This window comes from Maribrevibacterium harenarium (assembly GCF_006385675.1).
Lineage (GTDB): Bacteria > Pseudomonadota > Gammaproteobacteria > Pseudomonadales > Marinomonadaceae > Marinomonas > Marinomonas harenarium.
Map to the genome: position 1 here is coordinate 122,979 of NZ_VFRR01000007.1, position 18,928 is coordinate 141,906.

Here is an 18,928-nt window from a genome sequence, read left to right on the forward strand (position 1 = left end):
TACTTTTCTGATCCGCTGATAACGAAGAAAGGAAAACGCCTGAATGCAAAGCCTTAGCCAATTTTTAGCTGCCCATGTTGCCTCCTCATCATTACAAGAAGTGCTGCTGGTGACTACTGAAACCTGCAAAGAAATTTCCGCTGCCCTGAAAAAAGGCTCCCTTGCTGGGATTCTCGGTATGGCCGGCAATGAAAACGTGCAAGGGGAAGAGCAAAAGAAACTGGATGTCATCTCTAACAACATGCTGAAAAACGCGCTACTGGCTTGCCCAAGCGTTCGTGCTATCGCTTCGGAAGAAGAAGACGATATCGTCCCTGCCCACACGACTGGCGAATACCTGATCTCTTTCGACCCATTGGACGGCTCTTCCAATATTGATATCAACTCTATGGTCGGCACCATCTTTTCTTTGTACCGTACCACCGGCGATCACCCAGCCACGGAAGTAGAATTCCTACGCCCCGGTAAAGAGCAAGTCGCTGCGGGCTACGTCTTGTATGGCCCTTCCACCATGTTGGTATTCACCACCGGCAATGGCGTTAACATGTTCACCCTCGACATCGACCAAGGGGAATTCTTGCTGACCCACGAAAATGTGAAAGTGGCCGCCGAGACCCAAGAGTTTGCTATCAATATGTCGAACCAACGCTTCTGGTCTGATGCCATGCAAGCCTACGTATCTGATTTGGTATTGGGCAAAGATGGCCCACGGGGTAAAAACTACAACATGCGCTGGGTCGCGGCGATGGTGGGTGATGTGCACCGTATTTTGTGCCGTGGTGGTATCTTCATTTACCCATGGGATAAAAAAGACCCTACCAAGGCAGGCAAATTGCGTTTGATGTACGAAGCTAACCCAATGGCCATGTTGATCGAAAACGCCGGTGGCAAAGCCTTCACCCACACTCAACGTATCCTAGACATCCAACCGGAAGGTATTCACCAACGGGTGCCAGTGATCTTAGGTGCCGCCAACGAAGTGGATAAGTGCCTCTCTTATTAACACTGTCACGCAATACAAAATAACCCCGCCAAAGCGGGGTTATTGATTTTTAGCGCTTATAAATATCCACGATATACAGACTACGGGGAGCCTGAATACGTCGAATTGACCCTAGGTAAGTTCCCCCCGCTAGGGTAATAAACACCCCAGTCAACGTCTTACTCACCTCTGCCAATTGCTGAATGGGAGCCCGCTGGGCGGTATAGGCACGCAAATGATGAAAGTCTTCCCCGCCTTGCAAAGACTGCTCTTGGGAAAACGCTCCTATCTGCTTGCCGGATTCATTAAAGATAAAGCTTTGTACAATGTTCACGTCTTTATTTCCCGTCAATTTAATAATCGTTATGGGTAAAACGCCGGGGCTTACGCCCCGGTAAAACACTGCAAGTTGCAGGGGGTTATGCCACTTTCGGGTTGCGACGTTTTTGACGACGCATGATCCACAATACAATTGCGAACGCCGGCAGGAAGAACCACTCCTTCGCAGGGCGTTGGTTTTCCACATCAAAGCCGGTGATTTCCCAATCAAAATCCAGCTTCATCTGCTCTGCTACGCTGCCAAAGGCGAGGTTATCGATGTACACCTTGTCGTCTTCAACGCGAAACTCTAAGCCCGCCCCATTAAACAAACGGTCATTGGCCATCTCGTCGTCAGACAGGGGTAAATCCACGGTTTTCTCGATCCAGCGTCCATCTAGGCTCTCCCCTTCAACCGCCAAACGTACGGTTTGTTGCTCAGGATGAGACTCCAGATACTCCACCAACTCTGTCCCTTGGTAATGGGTGTAAGGGGCTTGAATTTGATCCAGCCAAAATCCCGGACGGAACAGGGTCAATGCCACCAAAATCAGCAAGGCGCTTTCCCACCATTTGCTACGGGCGAAGAAGTACCCTTGCGTGCCTGCGGCAAAGATCAACATGGCGGCGAGCGCCACGAAGAACACCACAATGGCCTGCCACCAAGTCACGTCGATCAACAACAAGTCAGTATTGAATATAAACAGGAACGGCAACAAGGCGGTGCGCATGGAGTAGTAAAATGCCGTGAAGCCAGTTTTGATCGGGTCACCGCCCGACACAGCCGCTGCTGCAAAAGAAGCCAAGCCCACCGGCGGCGTCACATCCGCCATGATGCCAAAGTAGAACACAAACATATGGATCGCGATCAGCGGTACGATCAAACCAGACTGGGCGCCAAGCTCTACCACCACACTGGCCATTAAGGACGACACCACAATGTAGTTGGCAGTAGTCGGTAAGCCCATGCCCAACACCAGCGAGATCAACGCCACCATCAGTAACATGATGATCAATACGCCACCGGAGATCAGCTCCACGAACTCTGCCATCACCTGACCAACGCCAGTCAACGTCACCGTGCCAACGATAATGCCAGCGGTAGCGGTCGCCACACCGATACCAATCATATTGCGGGCACCAGTGACTAGACCTTCTAATAGATCCCAACCCCCTTCCGTAAAGGCAGCACTCACACTGCCCTGACGACGGAACCAGGCTTTTAACGGTTTCTGTGAGACCAAGATGAAAGCCATCAACAAGCTGGCCCAAAAGGCTGAAAGACCGGGGGATTTGCGCTCAACCATCAAGAACCAAATCAACACCACTAGAGGCACTAGGTAGTACAAGCCAGAACGATAGATATCGGCAAATACCGGTAACTTTTGGATTTCATGATCGCTGTTGCCCATATCCAAATCACTGGATTTCGCGGATAGGAACAACAACCCAACATAACCAAACACCACCAGCGCCAACAGTCCTAAATAGGAAAGGTCGCCCAGTACCCACTTAATACCCAATACCAAGTAGTACAGGGAACCGGCCAAGATCAGCATACTCGACGTGATGATACCGGTGCGCAGCAGCTGTACTTGCCACGGCTTCGCCGGTGTGGCGCGAGGCAAGCCACGCATATCTGCTTTTAGCGCTTCTAGGTGGACAATGTATAACAGGGCAATATAAGAAATGGTCGCCGGCAAAAAGGCGTGCTTTACCACCTCGATATAGGGAATGCCCACATACTCCACCATCAAAAAGGCCACCGCCCCCATCACTGGCGGCATGATCACCCCATTCACCGAGGACGATACTTCGACCGCACCGGCTTTTTCGGGGCTAAAGCCCACCTTCTTCATCAATGGAATGGTGAAGGTACCTGTGGTTACCACGTTGGCAATGGATGAGCCAGAGATCAGCCCGGTCATCGCCGAAGACAACACAGCGGCTTTCGCTGGACCGCCACGCATATGGCCTAACAAGGCAAACGCAACTTGGATAAAGTAGTTACCGGCGCCAGCCTGATTCAGCAAGGCACCGAACAAAACAAAGAGGAATACAAAACCAGACGACACCCCAAGGGCGATACCAAACACCCCCTCCGTGGTGAGCCACATATGAGTCATGGCTTTCTCAAAGGAAGCCCCTTTCCAGCGCAGCACTTCTGGCAACCAAGAGGCATCGCCAAAAAACACATACAGCAGGAAGATAATGGCCACGATCATCAATGGGGGCCCCAAAGAGCGACGGGCGGCTTCTAAGGTCAATAACAAGCCAATGCCTGCGACAACCACATCCATGGTGGTGGGCAAGCCAGGACGCATGGCTAATTCATCGTTAAACAAAAAGAGATAGGACGCACAAAATGCCCCGATCGCCGCTAAAACGTAATCCATTACAGGAATATGTTGGGTCGGACTGCGGCTAAACGCGGGGAACGCCAAAAACGCCAGACTCACCGCAAACGCCAAGTGCAGCGCCCGGGACTGGGTATCGTTCAAAAAACCAAAACCGAATTGGGACGGCAACGGCGAGCCAATCCATAGCTGAAACAAAGACCAAAGTAGCGGCAGGATGAACAACAAGCCCAAAGCGATACGACCAACCGGGGCGCGTTTACCGGTGTCTGCTTCGGCTACCAATTCATCTAGCTTATCGGTATCCAAGGTTTGCGTGGTATGGGTCGACATATAAGATTCCAATACGAGCAACAACAAAGAAAAGAAGCGCCGCAAAAACGGCGCTTAAGAGAGGAGCAATAAACTCAAGTAAGTTAGGGAGTTACTTTAAGTAGCCTTGCTCGCGGTAGTACTTCTCTGCACCTGGGTGAAGCGGTGCTACCAAGGAGGTGTGAACCATTTCAAGTGGCTCAAGACGAGCAAAGGCTGGGTGCAAGCGTTTGAAGGCATCGATATTTTCAAACACAGCCTTGGTCATTTGATAGACCACTTCATCCGATACATTGGCAGAAGTCACGATGGTCGCTTTCGGGCCAAAGGTCACCACATCATCTGGGTTACCGTTGTACATGCCACCAGGAATAATCGCCTGAGAGAACTCGCTGTGCTTAGCTTGGACATTCAAAGACGCTTCGTCATTGAGTGGGATCATGCGCACGTCACAGGTGGTTGTTGCTTCTTGGGCAGAACCATTTGGCAAACCCGCCACGAAGATAGTGACATCAAATTTGTCATCACATAGGGCTTGGGACATTTCGGAGGATTTAAGCTCCGCCGCGAAAGCGAAATCAGCGGTAGTCCAGCCTTTCTCGGCCATCAGCATTTCCATCATGGAACGGTTGCCAGAGCCTGGGTTACCGATATTGACTCGCTTACCTTTTAGGTCATCAAACGATTGAATACCAGAGTCGGCCCGTGCCATTAGGTGAATCGGTTCTGGGTGAATCGAGAACACCGAACGTAGTTCTGGGAATGGATTACCTTCGAATTGGCCTTTACCGGCTAAAGCGGCGGCTTGAACGTCAGACTGAGCCACACCAAACTCTAGCTCACCGGCGCGGATGCTATTTACGTTGTAACCAGAACCACCGGTTGATTCAACGGAACAACGGATACCATGCTCTTTGCGGTCTTTGTTCAACATACGGCAGATAGAACCACCCGCTGGGTAGTACACCCCAGTCACACCACCCGTACCGATAGAAACGAACTGGGTTTCAGCCGCCATGGTGAAAGTAGACGCTGCGGCGAAGGCCGTCACTAGGGCAGATTTCAAAAGCATTTTTTTCATTCAGCTATTCCTCGTTGTTTTTTCTTATAGAAATCGTAAAACGAGGTTATCTATGGCAAAGACAGTGCCAATAAATTTAAAACAACCTAAACCATTGAATCTATTATGATTTTCTAAGAATTTTAGAAAAACCACATAATTAAAATCTATAACTATAGTTATAGCTTTTTTATCCGGTAGGCGAAGGGTCAGGCTCAAATGCTAGCAATTACGGCAACTCCCCCCTTGCCATAACTATTTTAATAGCTATAACTTTTGTTATAGAGGGGTTTTCGATGACCCTTCTCAGGGTGCTGTTCAACGGCTAATATGAGCTATCCTATAACCTGCGAATGCCATTAATATGATCCGATTGGTGCTTATCCCGCTGCTAATGTACGCCATGTTGGCCTCTTCTGTTGAGGCGCTAGAACGCTTAGGGCCGGATGGACGACCACTAGTCAGAACCATCAAAATCGCCGCCGACTACAACTACCCTCCGTACGAATTTCTGGATGAAAATGGCGAACCGGCTGGGTATAACGTGGATTTGACCTATGCCATCGCCGAGGTGATGGGCTTTGATATCAAACTGGTAATGACCGACTGGGAAAGTGCTTACTCCGGTTTACTCAGCGGCAAATACGACGTTTTACAAGGAATCGCCTACTCGGACGAACGGGCCCAACGAATCCGTTTCTCCGCCCCCCACTCCATCGTCAATCAGTCCCTGTTTGCTCGCAAAGATGGCCCCAAAATCAGCGATGTGAGCGAGTTAGACCAGCATGAAGTGATCGTACAAAACGCCAGCATCATGCACGAGTACCTGCTACAAAATCACCCCAACACCATCATTATCCCAGTGGCGACCCACTCGGATGCGTTGCGACTACTCGCCGCGGGGAAACACGACTTCGCGTTAACCGCCAACTTACCCAGCCTGTACCTCAGTAAAGAAATGGGACTAAGCAATATCGAGCCCATTGGTCGCCCGGTTGCTGGGCAACGTCTCGGCTATGGCACACTGATCAACAACGAAGAAATCCTCACCCTCTTTAGCGAAGGCTTAGCCATCCTCAAAAATACCGGTCGCCAACAGGCGATCTATGATAAATGGCTCGGTGCCCTGGACAACAATAAGCTCCAATTACGCGAGCTAGGGCAATACGCTTTTTATACCACCCTGGTTCTATTGGTGGTTCTAGGCGGCATCGTGATCTGGAATAACATGCTGCGTAAAGAAGTCGAAAAACGCTCCCGACTGCTGAAAGAGCAACAGGCCCAGCTGATCCAAGCGGACAAAATGGCGTCGCTAGGGGTATTGGTCTCCGGTGTGGCCCATGAAATCAATAACCCAACCGGGCTGCTGATGCTGAATTTACCTATCTTGCGGGAGGCGTGGTTGGATGCGTTACCCTATTTGGATGAAGTAGAGCAGCAACAGGGGGAACTACGCCTAGCGGGGTTATCTTACCAGCGGCTCAAGTCCGAGCTTCCCTACCTACTGGATGAGATGCAACAAAGTACAGATAAAATCCGCAATATCGTCAATGACTTAAAAGACTTCGCCCGTGCCCAGCCGGATGATATCAGCGAGCAAGTCAACATCAATGAAACCGTTGCCATGGCGGTACGCCTAGTGGATAAATCTATCCGCAACGCCAGCCAACAGTTTAGCTTGCAATTAGCCGAGCAGCCCTTATTGGTCAAAGGGAATTCTCAGCGCATCGAACAGGTACTGATCAACCTAATTCTCAACGCTTGCGACGCTTTGCAGGCGAACCCACAGAGCCAAGGCAAGTTATACGTCAGCACCCGTTTGAATAGCGACACACAAGAAGTCGCCATTGATATCGAAGACGATGGTGTCGGTATTGCTAAAGCCGATCTGGTGCGCTTAACTGAACCCTTCTTCACCACTAAACGGGAACAAGGTGGTACTGGGCTCGGTCTATCGGTTTCCGCGAGTATTATTCAAGCTCACGGTGGTCGTTTACTATTCACTTCCGAGCCACGACTAGGCACCAAAGTCACCGTCGCGCTACCACTGATGCACATCGGCAACTAATAAGAGAGATAACCATGAGCCAGTATCCGCAATTTTCTATTTTGCTTGTTGATGACGAAATTCCGTTTTTGCGCAGCATGTCCCTGACACTAGAGCGCCACGGCTTCAACAATTTGCTGACCTGCCACGAGCCCCTGCAGGTAGAGCAACTAATGCAACAACAGGATATCGGCTTAGTCTTGCTGGATCTGACCATGCCGGTGCTGTCGGGGCAGGAGCTGCTCGCTCGTCTCCAAGAAGAACACCCGAACATTCCGGTGATTATTTTCTCGGGACTCAACCAAGTGGAAGCCGCCGTCGACTGCGTAAAAGCCGGCGCCTTTGATTATGTAGTCAAAACCTCTGATCAAGACCAGATACTCGAAGCCATTAAGCGCGCCATCAACACCCAAGAACTGGCCATAGAAAACCAAGCCCTACGGAACCAACTGCTATCAAAAACCTTAACCAAGCCGGAGTGTTTCGACGACTTTATTTCTCGCAGTGAGGATATGTTTGCAATCTTCCGTTACTTGGAATCGGTCGCGGGCAGCAACCAGCCGGTATTGATCAGTGGTGAAAGCGGCGTCGGGAAGGAACTGATTGCCAATGCGGTGCATCGCCTAAGTGGCCGCAAAGGGGACATGGTCAGCGTCAACGTGGCAGGACTGGATGATAATATCTTTGCCGATACTTTATTTGGTCATGCCCGAGGCGCTTTTACCGGCGCCGACCGCAATCGCCCTGGGCTGGTGGAAAGCGCCGCTGGCGGCACCCTATTTTTGGATGAAATTGGCGATTTAAGCCCCGCGTCTCAAGTGAAACTATTGCGCCTACTGCAAGAGGGGGAGTACTACCCCATCGGTAGCGACAAACCCAAACGTAGCCAAGCCCGAGTCGTCGTGGCCACCCATCAGGATTTAGCTAGCCGTCAGGCGGAAGGCAAATTTCGCAAAGACTTGTACTACCGCCTACGCACCCATATGGTCAACATCCCACCATTGCGGGAGCGAATCGCCGATTTACCTTTGCTCATGCGCCACTTTGTGGAACAGGCCTGTCGCGAACTGAACAAGCCAATGTTAGCAATCCCCGAGCAATTGATGGCACCTTTGCTCAGTTATACCTTCCCCGGCAACGTGCGGGAACTACGAGCGCTAGTCTTTGATGCGGTTAGCCAGAGTAATGGGGATACCCTCTCCCCGCTACTGCCGGACCTTGCTACTGGTGCCACGCCCCTGCCGACTAGCAACAATCACCCCTTGTTCTCTCCAGAGCTACCGCTGCCAACTCTTAGCCAAGCCAGCGAGCTACTCGTAATGGAAGCCATGCGCCGCGCCAACGACAACCAGTCCCTAGCGGCGAGAATGCTGGGGATTTCACAACCTGCCTTGAGCAAACGGCTGAAAAACATGCGGGAAAACAGTCAATAGCTAGCTGCCAAGTACTACCGAAACCCGAGTACTTAACGCCAAACTTTGTGGCGAGATATACGCCCGATACGCCACAACCTCCACCCCTTGGTTTACTACTTCTCCTAAGGCTTGCGCATACTTAGCGTCAATATGTGCCGCAGGAGCGACGCTAGTGATCCCGGTGTGGGACACGCAAAACAGCAATACTGCCCGGTGGCCTTGAGCGACCATCTCGGCTAACTCATACAAATGCTTGCGCCCACGATCCGTTACCGCATCAGGAAAATAGCCGCAGCCGTCCTCCTCTAGCAAGGTGACGTTCTTAACTTCCACATAACATCGAGCGCCATCCCCATTAGAAAGTAGCCAATCAATACGGCTGTTTTCACCGTATTTCACCTCGGCCTTCATCTGCTCATAACCGGCTAACTCTTGGATGACGCCATTGGCGATGGCCTCCCCCACTAGCTTGTTAGGAAGCCCGGTATTGATGCAAGCCAAATACTGCCCATCCACTTCCACCAGCACCCAAGTGAAAGCCAGCTTACGCTTCGGATTATCACTTTTTGACACCCATACCCGCGCATTGTCCTGCTGGCAGCGGCGCATGGAACCGGTATTTGGGCAGTGGGCGGTGATCACCTCGCCGGAGATCAATTCAATATCTGCCAAAAAGCGCTTATAACGCTTTAACAAGCGCCCTTCGACTAACTCGGGAAACTGCATTTATTCCTCCAAAGGTAAAGCGGCCATTAGTAAGAAAGCGACAAGAAGCTAAGGCATTGCTCGGGGTTTAACCCCCCTAGAGCGGCGCAAATTAATACCGCCTATGTTTGTTGGTTGATCTCAACCATCGCCAATGCTAACGTTTGTACACACAAAAAATAGGAGTCCATCATGGATACCAGAATTCAATTTCGCGTTGATGAAGAAACAAAACGCCTCGCCCAATTAATGACTGAAAGCCAAGGCCGCACTTTAAGCGATGCTTGTCGGGAACTCACAGAACAACTGGCTGAACAACAACGTAAAGTATTATCCCACGACACTTGGTTAACGGAACAAGTGAATCTTGCATTTAATAAGCTCGATGCAGGTCAATCTGTCTTTACCGATCATGAATCTTCAAAAAGCGACATGGCGACACGCAAAGCGAAAATTCGTAGTCGAGGTTATTCGTGATTTACTGGGAAGAAGAGTCACTCAATGACCGAGAGAAAATCTTTGAATTTCTGTATGACTTTAACCCCGATGTCGCGGAAAAAACCGATGACATGATCGAAGCGAAAGTTGAAAACCTAGTTGATCAGCCATTGATGGGAGTTCGACGCGATGGCATTCAAGGCCGCTTACTTATCATCCCTGACATATCCATGATCGTCTCCTACTTTGTCGATGGCCCTGACATTCGAATTATGCGGGTGTTACATCAGAAACAAAAATTTCCCATCGAGTAGCAAGCCTACTGTTTCGTAAGCATTAACCGACGCAAATCTCGCTCCGAACGCATAACAAAAAGAATACGAACCTTTGCATCATCATACTTGTAGAAAACACGACACGGATTTACGATGACTTCACGATAATTGAGGTGCTCCAGTTCTAGAGGTACACGTCCAGACTCTGGAAAATCGGCCAAACGTTCAACTTTTGTAAAAACGGTTTGCACCAGTTGTTTGGCTGCCACGACATTTTCAAGCGCGATATATTCAGCAATATCATTTAGATCGGATAGAGCTGGCTCCGTCCAAATTATTTCAGCCATTTTGACATTTTGTCCTTGGCATCTTGATGACTGACCACATTGCCATCCGCTAGAGCTCGCTCACCACGAGCAATGCCTTCCAAGATCGCTAAACGATTTTGCATAAATTCATAATCGTCTACATCAATAAGGTAAGCTGACGGTTTTCCATGCTCAGTTATCAATACTGGCTCCTTAGTATCATGAAGATCGGCAAGGATTTTAGTTGCCTGACGTTTTAGTGACGTCACAAGTTCTACTTTCATTTGAGCGGCTCCACAGAAACACTAAAGTGATACTATTCTATCACTCTAAGCATGACAAGCTTGGGGCTCTTGAGACTAGCGGTGCAGCCTTGTAGAGCGCCGATAGCTCGGCCCAGTCTACCGAGTTTTCGGTGTATTTCCATTCAAGCGCCACGCGAGTACTCCTTGGTGAAGCATAACGCCGCGCACAACGGCGAAGCACGCGGTGCTGAGTCCAGCAGCCAAAGGCTGCGAATTGCTGTGCCTTGTTATGCGATTTTTGATTTGTATGCACTGGCATTACATTTTTACTGAAGCTGGGTGCGCCATTTTCATATAGACACCACCTTGTTTAAGTTCGACTAGCATCTGGTTTAGTCGCTTTTGCTTTGTTGCTTCTTGCTTTGCCTGATTAATCCAGCCAATGTAATCATTTTGCTGATAAGCAGGTCGTTCAAGATAATCTTCCATTAGATTATTATCTTCCAATGCCGCTTTCACAAAGGATGGCATTGGATGCTTATCTCTCTGTAATTTGGAAAAGTCTCTAGCCACTGCTCTGATCCTGACATGTCGCATAACGCGCCGGTTTGGAGCCGCGAAGCGGCGGAAAATAGGTCGCTGTGCAGCCGATTGTTAGACATTCTCGAAGGCTTAGAAAATGCCCCCTTTGAGTAGCTCTCTGATCAAAGCCTTTATCGATTCTAAGGACACAAACTTGAACGATCCTTTCACCCAAGAAATGTACTTAGGCTCAATCCCTCTTAAACGCCTTGTTAGTTTACCTTTCGCGCAAATCGCACGATTTAATTAGATTGACCATTTCATGCGACCAACTATAATCTTACTGTAGTTCCAGATTTGGAGATTGATCATGCACACATTAACAGCAAATGATGCCAAACGTAATTTTGGTGAGCTACTTCTAAGCGCCCAACGTGAGCCTGTGAAGATTAGCAAAAACGGCAAAGATGCCGTAGTTGTAATGTCTATTAAAGACTATGAAGAACTAGAGGCAATGAAAACTGATTACCTTAGACATTGTTTCAATTCAGCTAAACAAGACTTAGCACAAGGCAGTGTGGTTGATGGTGAAGACTTTTTAAACGCCCTGTAACCCACTATGCAAAAGAATAAATACAAACTGAGTAAATTAGCTCAGGTTCATTTACGGAAAATCAAAAACTATACCGTTAACAATTTCTCCGAGATGCAGTGGCGAAGCTACAAAGATATGTTACTAACGGGGTTTCAAATGCTTGCTGACAGTCCAGCTGTTGGTCGCAGTTGTGGTGAGATATACCCAAACGGATTCTATTTCCCTGTGGGCAAGCATACCGCTTACTTTACGAAAGAGGATGGCTTCATTTTAGTTGTAGCTGTACTCGGTCAAGCACAACTACCTCAGTACCACTTGTAATTAAGATTTCACCCTAGAATTAGGGTGATGATCTTGGCTGCGTCATTGGTTAGTTATTGATCTTAATACACATTCACTGGAGCTTCCATAACCAAGCAAGGAAGTGAATTGTGTTCAGATCAGCAAAGTCAGCATTCAGTTTGCCATGGCAACAAAAAGCCCGCTTTTCGCGGGCTTTTGTGTGTTTATTGCTGTTCAGTGCAAGGTGTTACCTAACGCTGAGTTATTCCCACTCGATGGTGGCGGGTGGCTTGGACGATACGTCGTAGGTCACGCGGGAGATGTGTTCGATTTCGTTGATGATACGACCGGACACTTTCTCTAGTAGCTCGTATGGTAGGTGTGCCCAACGAGCAGTCATGAAGTCGATGGTTTCTACGGCACGCAGGGCCACGACGTATTCGTAACGGCGACCATCGCCTACTACGCCAACGGATTTCACTGGTAGGAATACGGCGAAGGCTTGGCTAGTTTTGTCGTACCAACCGGCTTTGCGTAGTTCCTCGATGAAGATAGCATCGGCGCGACGTAGGATGTCGGCGTATTCTTTCTTCACTTCACCTAGGATACGTACACCAAGGCCTGGCCCTGGGAATGGGTGACGGTACACCATGTCGTACGGTAGGCCTAGTTCTAGACCTAGCTTGCGCACTTCGTCTTTGAACAGTTCACGTAGGGGTTCAACCAGTTGCATTTTCATGTCTTCTGGTAGGCCACCCACGTTGTGGTGTGATTTGATCACGTGAGCTTTGCCGGTCTTAGATGCAGCAGATTCGATCACGTCTGGGTAGATAGTACCTTGGGCAAGGAATTCTACTTCGGTCAGTTTGGCGGCTTCTTCGTCGAATACTTCGATGAAGGTGTTACCGATGATCTTACGTTTTTTCTCTGGGTCAGACTCGCCAGCCAGTTTGCCAAGGAATAGGTCTTCGGCATTTACGCGGATCACGTTGACGCCCATGTTTTCTTTGAACATGGCCATGACTTGGTCGCCTTCGTTCAGACGTAGCAAGCCATTGTCGACGAATACACAAGTTAGCTGGGTGCCGATGGCTTTGTGTAGCAAGGCCGCAACAACAGAAGAGTCTACGCCACCAGAAAGGGCGAGTAGAACCTTCTTGTTACCTACCTGCTCACGCATACGCTCGATCGCGTCTTGGGCGATGTTGGCAGACGTCCATAAGGTGTCACAGCCACAGATATCCACGATAAAGCGCGATAGGATACGGCCACCTTGTTTGGTGTGGGTCACTTCTGGGTGGAACTGTACGCCGTAGAATTTCTTCGCTTCGTGGGCCATGGCGGCGATCGGGCAGCTGTCGGTAGAGGCCATTAGGGCGAAGCCTTCTGGCATGTCTACTACTTTGTCGCCGTGGCTCATCCATACGTCAAGCAAAGCAACGCCGTTGTTAGCAACGTGGTCTTCGATGCCATCCAACAGGGAGAAGTTACCGTGGGTGCGGATTTGAGCGTAACCAAACTCACGCAATTCAGAGCCTTGAACTTTACCGCCCATTTGCTCGGCCATGGTTTGCATGCCGTAGCAGATACCGAGTACCGGTACGCCAAGGGTAAAGACGATTTCAGGGGCACGTGGTGAACCGGCTTCGGTTACGGACTCAGGGCCACCTGCTAGGATGATACCTTTTGGATTAAACTCCTGGATCTCCTGCTCTTCCATGTCAAAGGCACGGATTTCACAGTAAACGCCAATCTCGCGCACACGGCGGGCGATAAGCTGCGTGTACTGAGAACCAAAATCAAGAATAAGAATTTTATGAGCGTGGATATCTTGCGACATTGTTAGCTAGTCCTTCGCTCCTACCCAGTAAGAGCTATTCAAAAAAAAAAGAAGATGGGGCGCAGAATCTACGCCCCATCTTGGTTTTTCAGCTATCAGCGCTTAACCAACGTGATAGTTTGGCGCTTCTTTGGTGATGGTCACGTCATGGACGTGGCTCTCACGCATACCCGCGCCGGTAATTTGCGAGAATTGCGTTTTGGTACGCATAGCCTCGATATCAGCGGAGCCAGTATAACCCATTGAAGAGCGAACCCCACCCATCAATTGGTGAACAACGGCTGCCATTGGGCCTTTTGATGGTACACGACCTTCGATACCTTCTGGAACTAGCTTCTCGACACCACTGCTGGCATCTTGGAAGTAACGGTCAGAAGAACCTTGGGACTGGGACATAGCGCCCAACGAACCCATACCACGGTAGGCTTTGAATGAACGGCCTTGGAACAGTACTACTTCGCCTGGAGCTTCGTCAGTACCCGCTAGCAAGCCACCAACCATGATGACGCTAGCACCAGCAGCAATCGCTTTGGCGATATCGCCAGAGAAGCGTACGCCACCGTCGGCAATCACTGGGATGCCGCGCTCGTTCATCACTGCCGCTACGTTGGCTACTGCACTGATTTGTGGCACACCAACACCGGCGATAATACGAGTGGTACAAATAGAACCTGGGCCGATACCCACTTTCACGCCATCTGCGCCAGCATCAGCTAGGGCAATGGCCGCTTCCGCCGTGGCGATGTTGCCGCCGATCACTTGTACTTGTGGGAAGTTTTCTTTCACCCAACGTACGCGGTCGATCACGCCTTTGGAATGACCATGGGCCGTATCTACGACGATCACATCGACGCCTGCTTCTACTAGGGCTTTTACGCGATCACCGGTATCTGCACCCGTACCTACTGCCGCGCCAACACGTAGGCGACCTTGGGAGTCTTTACACGCATTTGGGAAAGACTGGGCTTTGTTGATATCGGTAACGGTAACCATGCCGCGTAGTTCGAAGTCTTCGTTCACAACAAGAACTTTTTCGATGCGGTGTTCGTGTAGTAGCTTGCGGATAGAACCGCTGGAAGCGCCTTCAAGAACCGTTACCAAACGCTCTTTTGGCGTCATGATATCTGCTACGGTTTTATCGAAATCTTTAATGAAACGCACATCACGGCTGGTTACGATACCAACTAGGTCTTTACCTTCAACTACAGGTACACCAGAGATGTTGTGTGCTGCGGTTAGCGCCATTAGCTCACGCACGGTAGCATTTGGGCCGATGGTTACTGGGTCAGTAACGATACCGCTTTCGAACTTTTTCACGCGACGAACTTCTGCCGCTTGCTGTTCGATGGTTAGGTTTTTGTGGATAATGCCGATGCCGCCTTCTTGTGCTAGGGCAATCGCCATGCGGTGTTCAGTTACCGTGTCCATGGCAGCGGAAACCAGCGGAATGTTTAACTCGATATCTTTAGTGATGCGAGTTTTTAGGCTAACGTCCTTCGGTAGAACCTCGGAATAGCCGGGGATGAGCAATACGTCGTCAAACGTTAGAGCTTCTTGCACAATTCGTAACATAGTGGGGGTTTTCCAATGCCAACTTGGTTTTAAGATGGCAAGTAATTCTACTCCAACATTGTGAATCGGTAAATCAAATCCACGGAGCATTGATGAAAAAATTTACAACTTTGCATAGTTCTGAGCCGACCTTTTCGGTCTCGGAATTAAACCGGCAAATTCAGCAACTGCTGGAAGCTAGCTTGCCGTGGATTTTGGTGGAGGGGGAAATCTCTAACCTGACCCGAGCCGCCTCTGGTCATTGGTATTTTTCCCTGAAAGATGACCGAGCCCAGATTCGTTGTGCCATGTTTAAAGGCAAAAATATTGCGGTACGCTTTCGCCCTAAAGACGGGGATTTGGTGCGGGTTCGGGCGCGGGTGACTTTTTATGGCCCCCGGGGAGACTGCCAGCTTACCATTGAAACCATGGAAGCCGGTGGCGAAGGGGCTCTACAGGCCGCTTACGAGCGCCTCAAAGGACAACTGCAAGCAGAGGGTTTGTTCGATGCGCGCCATAAAAAGCCGTTGCCGATAAAACCGGAACGGGTGGCGATCATCACCTCGGCGGCAGGGGCAGCGGTACGAGATATTATCATCGCCTTTCGGAGGCGTTTCCCCCTCACCGAGCTAACCATTTTACCTAGCTTGGTACAGGGTGAAGGGGCGGCATTGAATCTACGCCGACAACTCGAACGCGCCGATAGCAGTGGTCATTTTGATGCCATTATTATTGGTCGCGGCGGCGGCTCACTGGAAGACTTGTGGAGTTTTAATGATGAAGCCCTCGCCCGTGCCATCTTTGCCTGCCAAACACCGATTGTGTCGGCAGTTGGGCACGAAGTAGATTTTGCCATTACCGATTTTGTCGCCGACGCGAGAGCCGCGACGCCCACCGCTGCCGCTGAAATTTTAAGCCCCGACAGCCGTCACCTACAGCAGCAGGTGGATCACATTACCCTGCGGCTGGAGCAACGCCTGCAACAACGACTCCAGCAGCAACAGCAGCGCTTGCTGTATCTTACACAGCGCTTGCGTCATCCACGGGAGCGCTTAACGGCACAGCAACAGCGTCTCAACGCCTTACAGCAACGCTTGCAGCAGGCTTGGCAACGGCGCCTGGGTAGCCAGCAAATGGTGGTACAGCATTTAGCTCAGCGGCTAGAACGCGCTTCTGTGGCGAAACGTATTGCCCAACAGCAACAAACACTGGCACAGCAACGGCAACAGCTTGATCGCGCCATGAACAATTACTTGCAGGCGCGTCAACGACGCTTTGGTTCCTTGATTGAAAAGCTCGATTTGGTAAGCCCCTTGGGGATTTTGTCCCGTGGCTATGCCATTGCTACCGATAAAGATCAGCATGTGATTCGCTCGCGCCATGATGTGCAGGCTCAAGATCAAATCACGGTGCGTTTGCATGACGGCTCCTTACGCTGCGACATAGTGGAAATAAGCGAGTAAGACCATTCGCTTAGGGGGGAACCCTTCTATTCCTAACGGGTTGGGAGTAGAGTCATTCGTTCCGATATGGGGAGCAGTAACTATGACACCGCGGGATCTTCTCTTCGCTCTGGTGATAATTTTCGCCTGGGGCTTTAACTTTGTCGTCATCCGCTGGGGGCTGGATGAGATGACGCCAATGATGCTCGGTGGTTCCCGCTTTTTGGTGATCGCGGTCGTGGGTTCATTCTTCTTCGCCCGCCCCAAAACCCCGTTGGGATGGTGTATCGCCTATGCCTTGTCGCTCAACTTCGGCCAGTTCGCTTTTCTCTTTACCGCAATGACCTTCGGTATGCCTGCGGGGCTTGCCTCGTTGGTCTTACAGTCCCAAGCTATTTTCACTCTATTGTTCGCAGTGTTACTACTCAAGGAACAAGTGCGAGCGTATCAGCTGATCGCCATTGCCATTGCTTGCCTTGGACTCACGGCGATTGGTAGCGCCCATGAGAATACCGCCATGACCGCCATTGGCTTTGGCCTGACGCTCGCCGGTGCTTCCAGTTGGGCACTGGGCAATATCGTTACCAAGATGATTATTCAAAAAGGCTACGAAGCGAATATCAAATTGATCGTCTGGGCTTGCTGGATTCCACCGATCCCCTTCTACTTGATGTCTTACTGGGTAGATGGGGGCGATGTCATGCTAGACAACATCACCCATATCGGCTGGAAAGCCATTGGCACCCTACTCTACCTATCCATCGTCGCGACCTTAGCAGGCTATGGGTTGTGGAGCTACCTGATGGGGCGCTACTCCGCCGGCACCATCGCTCCCCTTAGCCTCGGCGTACCGGTCGTGGGGCTTACCAGTGCATGGCTGATCTTGGATGAATCCATCAGCGTGATGCAGTGGGCTGGGATTGCCTTGGTGCTATTTGGCTTACTGCTGAACACCTTCGGTAATCGGTTGCGGCACGTCAAGTCGACCTGATCATTTCCTCTCGTCCAGCTGCTCACTCAGGCGTTGCACTTGTTCTTGCAACTGGGCGATTTGCGCCACCAAGGCTTGGTGGTGATCGCCAGACTGACCTGTATTCCCCCAATTTTTTTAAACATGCTTCGCTGCAAAATTATCTGTAACAAACCATTGAACTATGCGACCTCTTCCATTATCAAAGGCACAATTCTGATCCTTTTACTGGCACAACATCCATGTACGACTCTCTACGAACCAATCTGTCTAATCTGAAAAATAACAAGTTCTTTGAATTACTTGTGGTGGCTGTCATCATCATTTCGGCACTGGAGATAGGAGCTAAAACCTTTGAGCTCCCCGACTCAGCGGTCTCGATCACGACGGTCTTAGATGTCTTTATCACGGTATTCTTTCTATTCGAGCTCGCCATTCGATTCATAGCAGATGACGATAAGCGGTCTTTCTTTAAAAAAGGCTGGAATGTTTTCGATACACTCGTCGTTGTCGTCAGCCTTATACCGGTAGATGACTCGGAGATGGCACTACTCGCACGTCTAGTTCGTGTGTTCCGGGTGTTGCGGATGGTTTCCGTCGTTCCAGAGTTGCGTGTATTGATTAACTCACTCATCAAAGCCCTACCGCAGCTTGGTTACGTGGTGCTGCTGATGTTTATCATCTTCTATATCTACGCAGCGATAGGGAGCTTCATCTTTAATGATATTAACCCTGAGCTTTGGGGTGATATCGCCATTTCGATGCTAACCCTATTCAGAATCATGACGTTTGAAGATTGGACGGATATCCAATATGAGACGATGGAAGTCTATCCAATGAGTTGGGTGTACTACATGTCATTTATCTTCCTAACCGCATTCGCCTTCTTAAATATGGTGATAGGTATCGTTGTCGGGGTAATGGAGGAAGAGCATAGAGCAGCAAGAGCACAAAAAGAACCATCGTTGAGCGAACTCCAACAGGAACTAAGAGAAATCAAAGAGGTGCTTTCAGAACTGCAAAAGAAATAAATTTCTAATGGGGGTGAGGATCTTAGTTGCCTAACGTTTGAGTGACGTTGCAAGTTCAGCTTTCATTTGAGCTGCTCCAAAGACACACCAGAGTGATAGTAGTCACTCTGGGCGCAGCAAGTTTTCAATTCTCAAATAGCTAGTCGCCCCTGAAAAACTCTCAACCCATTGAATACAACGTGTTTTTATACGATAGTTAATACCGAAATCTTGCTATAAATACGCCGTAAGGC

General features: G+C 49.8%; 19 protein-coding genes. 10 read left to right on the plus strand and 9 right to left on the minus strand.

Annotation, left to right across the window (positions count from 1 at the left end; genetic code table 11):
* The first annotated feature begins 43 nt into the window (after positions 1–43).
* Positions 44–1,003, plus strand: coding sequence for a class 1 fructose-bisphosphatase (locus FJM67_RS05930; protein WP_140587813.1), 960 nt, complete (start codon positions 44–46; stop codon positions 1,001–1,003).
* Between the two features lie 49 nt (positions 1,004–1,052).
* Here the strand turns inward: FJM67_RS05930 and FJM67_RS05935 are convergent, their stop codons facing one another.
* The 3 genes from FJM67_RS05935 to FJM67_RS05945 all read right to left on the minus strand — a co-directional run bounded on the left by FJM67_RS05935 (position 1,053) and on the right by FJM67_RS05945 (position 5,041).
* On the minus strand, positions 1,053–1,316 hold the full coding sequence (locus tag FJM67_RS05935; protein WP_140587815.1) for a hypothetical protein: 264 nt from the start codon (positions 1,314–1,316) through the stop codon (positions 1,053–1,055).
* Positions 1,317–1,401: 85 nt separating this feature from the next.
* Positions 1,402–3,990 carry a TRAP transporter permease gene (locus FJM67_RS05940; protein WP_140587817.1) on the minus strand — a complete coding sequence of 863 codons (2,589 nt, stop codon included), beginning with the start codon at positions 3,988–3,990 and terminating at the stop codon, positions 1,402–1,404.
* A 91-nt stretch (positions 3,991–4,081) separates the two neighbouring features.
* Entirely contained in the window at positions 4,082–5,041 is a 960-nt protein-coding gene (locus FJM67_RS05945) for a TAXI family TRAP transporter solute-binding subunit (RefSeq protein WP_219845911.1), read from the minus strand.
* Positions 5,042–5,393: 352 nt separating this feature from the next.
* Here FJM67_RS05945 and FJM67_RS05950 point away from each other — a divergent pair, with 352 nt between their 5' ends.
* Together FJM67_RS05950 and FJM67_RS05955 are read left to right on the plus strand one after the other, a co-directional pair.
* Positions 5,394–7,097, plus strand: coding sequence for a transporter substrate-binding domain-containing protein (locus tag FJM67_RS05950; RefSeq protein ID WP_140587821.1), 1,704 nt, complete (start codon positions 5,394–5,396; stop codon positions 7,095–7,097).
* Between the two features lie 8 nt (positions 7,098–7,105).
* Positions 7,106–8,509, plus strand: coding sequence for a sigma-54-dependent transcriptional regulator (locus tag FJM67_RS05955; protein ID WP_219845913.1), 1,404 nt, complete (start codon positions 7,106–7,108; stop codon positions 8,507–8,509).
* Here FJM67_RS05955 and sfsA read toward each other — a convergent pair whose 3' ends face one another.
* Positions 8,510–9,217 (minus strand): DNA/RNA nuclease SfsA, encoded by a 708-nt coding sequence (gene sfsA, locus FJM67_RS05960; RefSeq protein ID WP_140587825.1) that lies wholly within the window; start codon positions 9,215–9,217, stop codon positions 8,510–8,512.
* A gap of 171 nt (positions 9,218–9,388) precedes the next feature.
* Between sfsA and FJM67_RS05965 the strand changes: the two genes are divergently transcribed.
* Both FJM67_RS05965 and FJM67_RS05970 read left to right on the plus strand, forming a co-directional pair.
* On the plus strand, positions 9,389–9,673 hold the full coding sequence (locus FJM67_RS05965) for a damage-inducible protein J (protein WP_140587827.1): 285 nt from the start codon (positions 9,389–9,391) through the stop codon (positions 9,671–9,673).
* Positions 9,670–9,948 carry a type II toxin-antitoxin system RelE/ParE family toxin gene (locus FJM67_RS05970; RefSeq protein WP_140587829.1) on the plus strand — a complete coding sequence of 93 codons (279 nt, stop codon included), beginning with the start codon at positions 9,670–9,672 and terminating at the stop codon, positions 9,946–9,948. The genes FJM67_RS05965 and FJM67_RS05970 overlap by 4 nt, the downstream gene beginning before the upstream one ends.
* A 5-nt stretch (positions 9,949–9,953) precedes the next feature.
* Here FJM67_RS05970 and FJM67_RS05975 read toward each other — a convergent pair whose 3' ends face one another.
* The 3 genes from FJM67_RS05975 to FJM67_RS05985 form a co-directional block, all read right to left on the minus strand.
* A complete protein-coding gene (locus FJM67_RS05975) occupies positions 9,954–10,256 on the minus strand; it encodes a type II toxin-antitoxin system RelE/ParE family toxin (RefSeq protein WP_140587831.1) in 303 nt (100 codons plus the stop codon).
* Positions 10,244–10,501: a type II toxin-antitoxin system Phd/YefM family antitoxin gene (locus FJM67_RS05980; protein WP_140587833.1), complete on the minus strand. Its 258-nt coding sequence runs from the start codon at positions 10,499–10,501 to the stop codon at positions 10,244–10,246. Before FJM67_RS05980 ends, FJM67_RS05975 begins: the two co-directional genes overlap by 13 nt.
* A gap of 279 nt (positions 10,502–10,780) precedes the next feature.
* Positions 10,781–11,035 (minus strand): YdeI/OmpD-associated family protein, encoded by a 255-nt coding sequence (locus FJM67_RS05985; protein WP_235889993.1) that lies wholly within the window; start codon positions 11,033–11,035, stop codon positions 10,781–10,783.
* 319 nt (positions 11,036–11,354) lie between these two features.
* On the opposite strand from FJM67_RS05985, the gene FJM67_RS05990 reads away from it, so the two are divergent.
* Together FJM67_RS05990 and FJM67_RS05995 are read left to right on the plus strand one after the other, a co-directional pair.
* Positions 11,355–11,597 (plus strand): type II toxin-antitoxin system Phd/YefM family antitoxin, encoded by a 243-nt coding sequence (locus FJM67_RS05990; RefSeq protein ID WP_140587837.1) that lies wholly within the window; start codon positions 11,355–11,357, stop codon positions 11,595–11,597.
* A gap of 6 nt (positions 11,598–11,603) precedes the next feature.
* Complete coding sequence (locus FJM67_RS05995; RefSeq protein WP_140587839.1) at positions 11,604–11,900, plus strand: type II toxin-antitoxin system RelE/ParE family toxin; 297 nt, start codon at positions 11,604–11,606, stop codon at positions 11,898–11,900.
* A 223-nt stretch (positions 11,901–12,123) separates the two neighbouring features.
* Here the strand turns inward: FJM67_RS05995 and guaA are convergent, their stop codons facing one another.
* Together guaA and guaB are read right to left on the minus strand one after the other, a co-directional pair.
* Positions 12,124–13,701 carry a glutamine-hydrolyzing GMP synthase gene (gene guaA, locus FJM67_RS06000; RefSeq protein ID WP_140587841.1) on the minus strand — a complete coding sequence of 526 codons (1,578 nt, stop codon included), beginning with the start codon at positions 13,699–13,701 and terminating at the stop codon, positions 12,124–12,126.
* 102 nt (positions 13,702–13,803) lie between these two features.
* Positions 13,804–15,273 carry an IMP dehydrogenase gene (gene guaB, locus FJM67_RS06005; RefSeq protein ID WP_140587843.1) on the minus strand — a complete coding sequence of 490 codons (1,470 nt, stop codon included), beginning with the start codon at positions 15,271–15,273 and terminating at the stop codon, positions 13,804–13,806.
* Between the two features lie 92 nt (positions 15,274–15,365).
* On the opposite strand from guaB, the gene xseA reads away from it, so the two are divergent.
* The 3 genes from xseA (at position 15,366) to FJM67_RS06020 (ending at position 18,695) form a co-directional block, all read left to right on the plus strand.
* Positions 15,366–16,715, plus strand: a complete 1,350-nt coding sequence (gene xseA, locus FJM67_RS06010; RefSeq protein WP_140587845.1) for an exodeoxyribonuclease VII large subunit — start codon at positions 15,366–15,368, stop codon at positions 16,713–16,715.
* A gap of 82 nt (positions 16,716–16,797) precedes the next feature.
* The gene (locus FJM67_RS06015) at positions 16,798–17,685 is read left to right on the plus strand and encodes an EamA family transporter (protein ID WP_140587847.1); all 888 of its coding nucleotides are present in this window, start codon (positions 16,798–16,800) and stop codon (positions 17,683–17,685) included.
* A 221-nt stretch (positions 17,686–17,906) separates the two neighbouring features.
* A complete protein-coding gene (locus tag FJM67_RS06020) occupies positions 17,907–18,695 on the plus strand; it encodes an ion transporter (RefSeq protein ID WP_140587849.1) in 789 nt (262 codons plus the stop codon).
* Positions 18,696–18,928 lie beyond the last annotated feature (233 nt).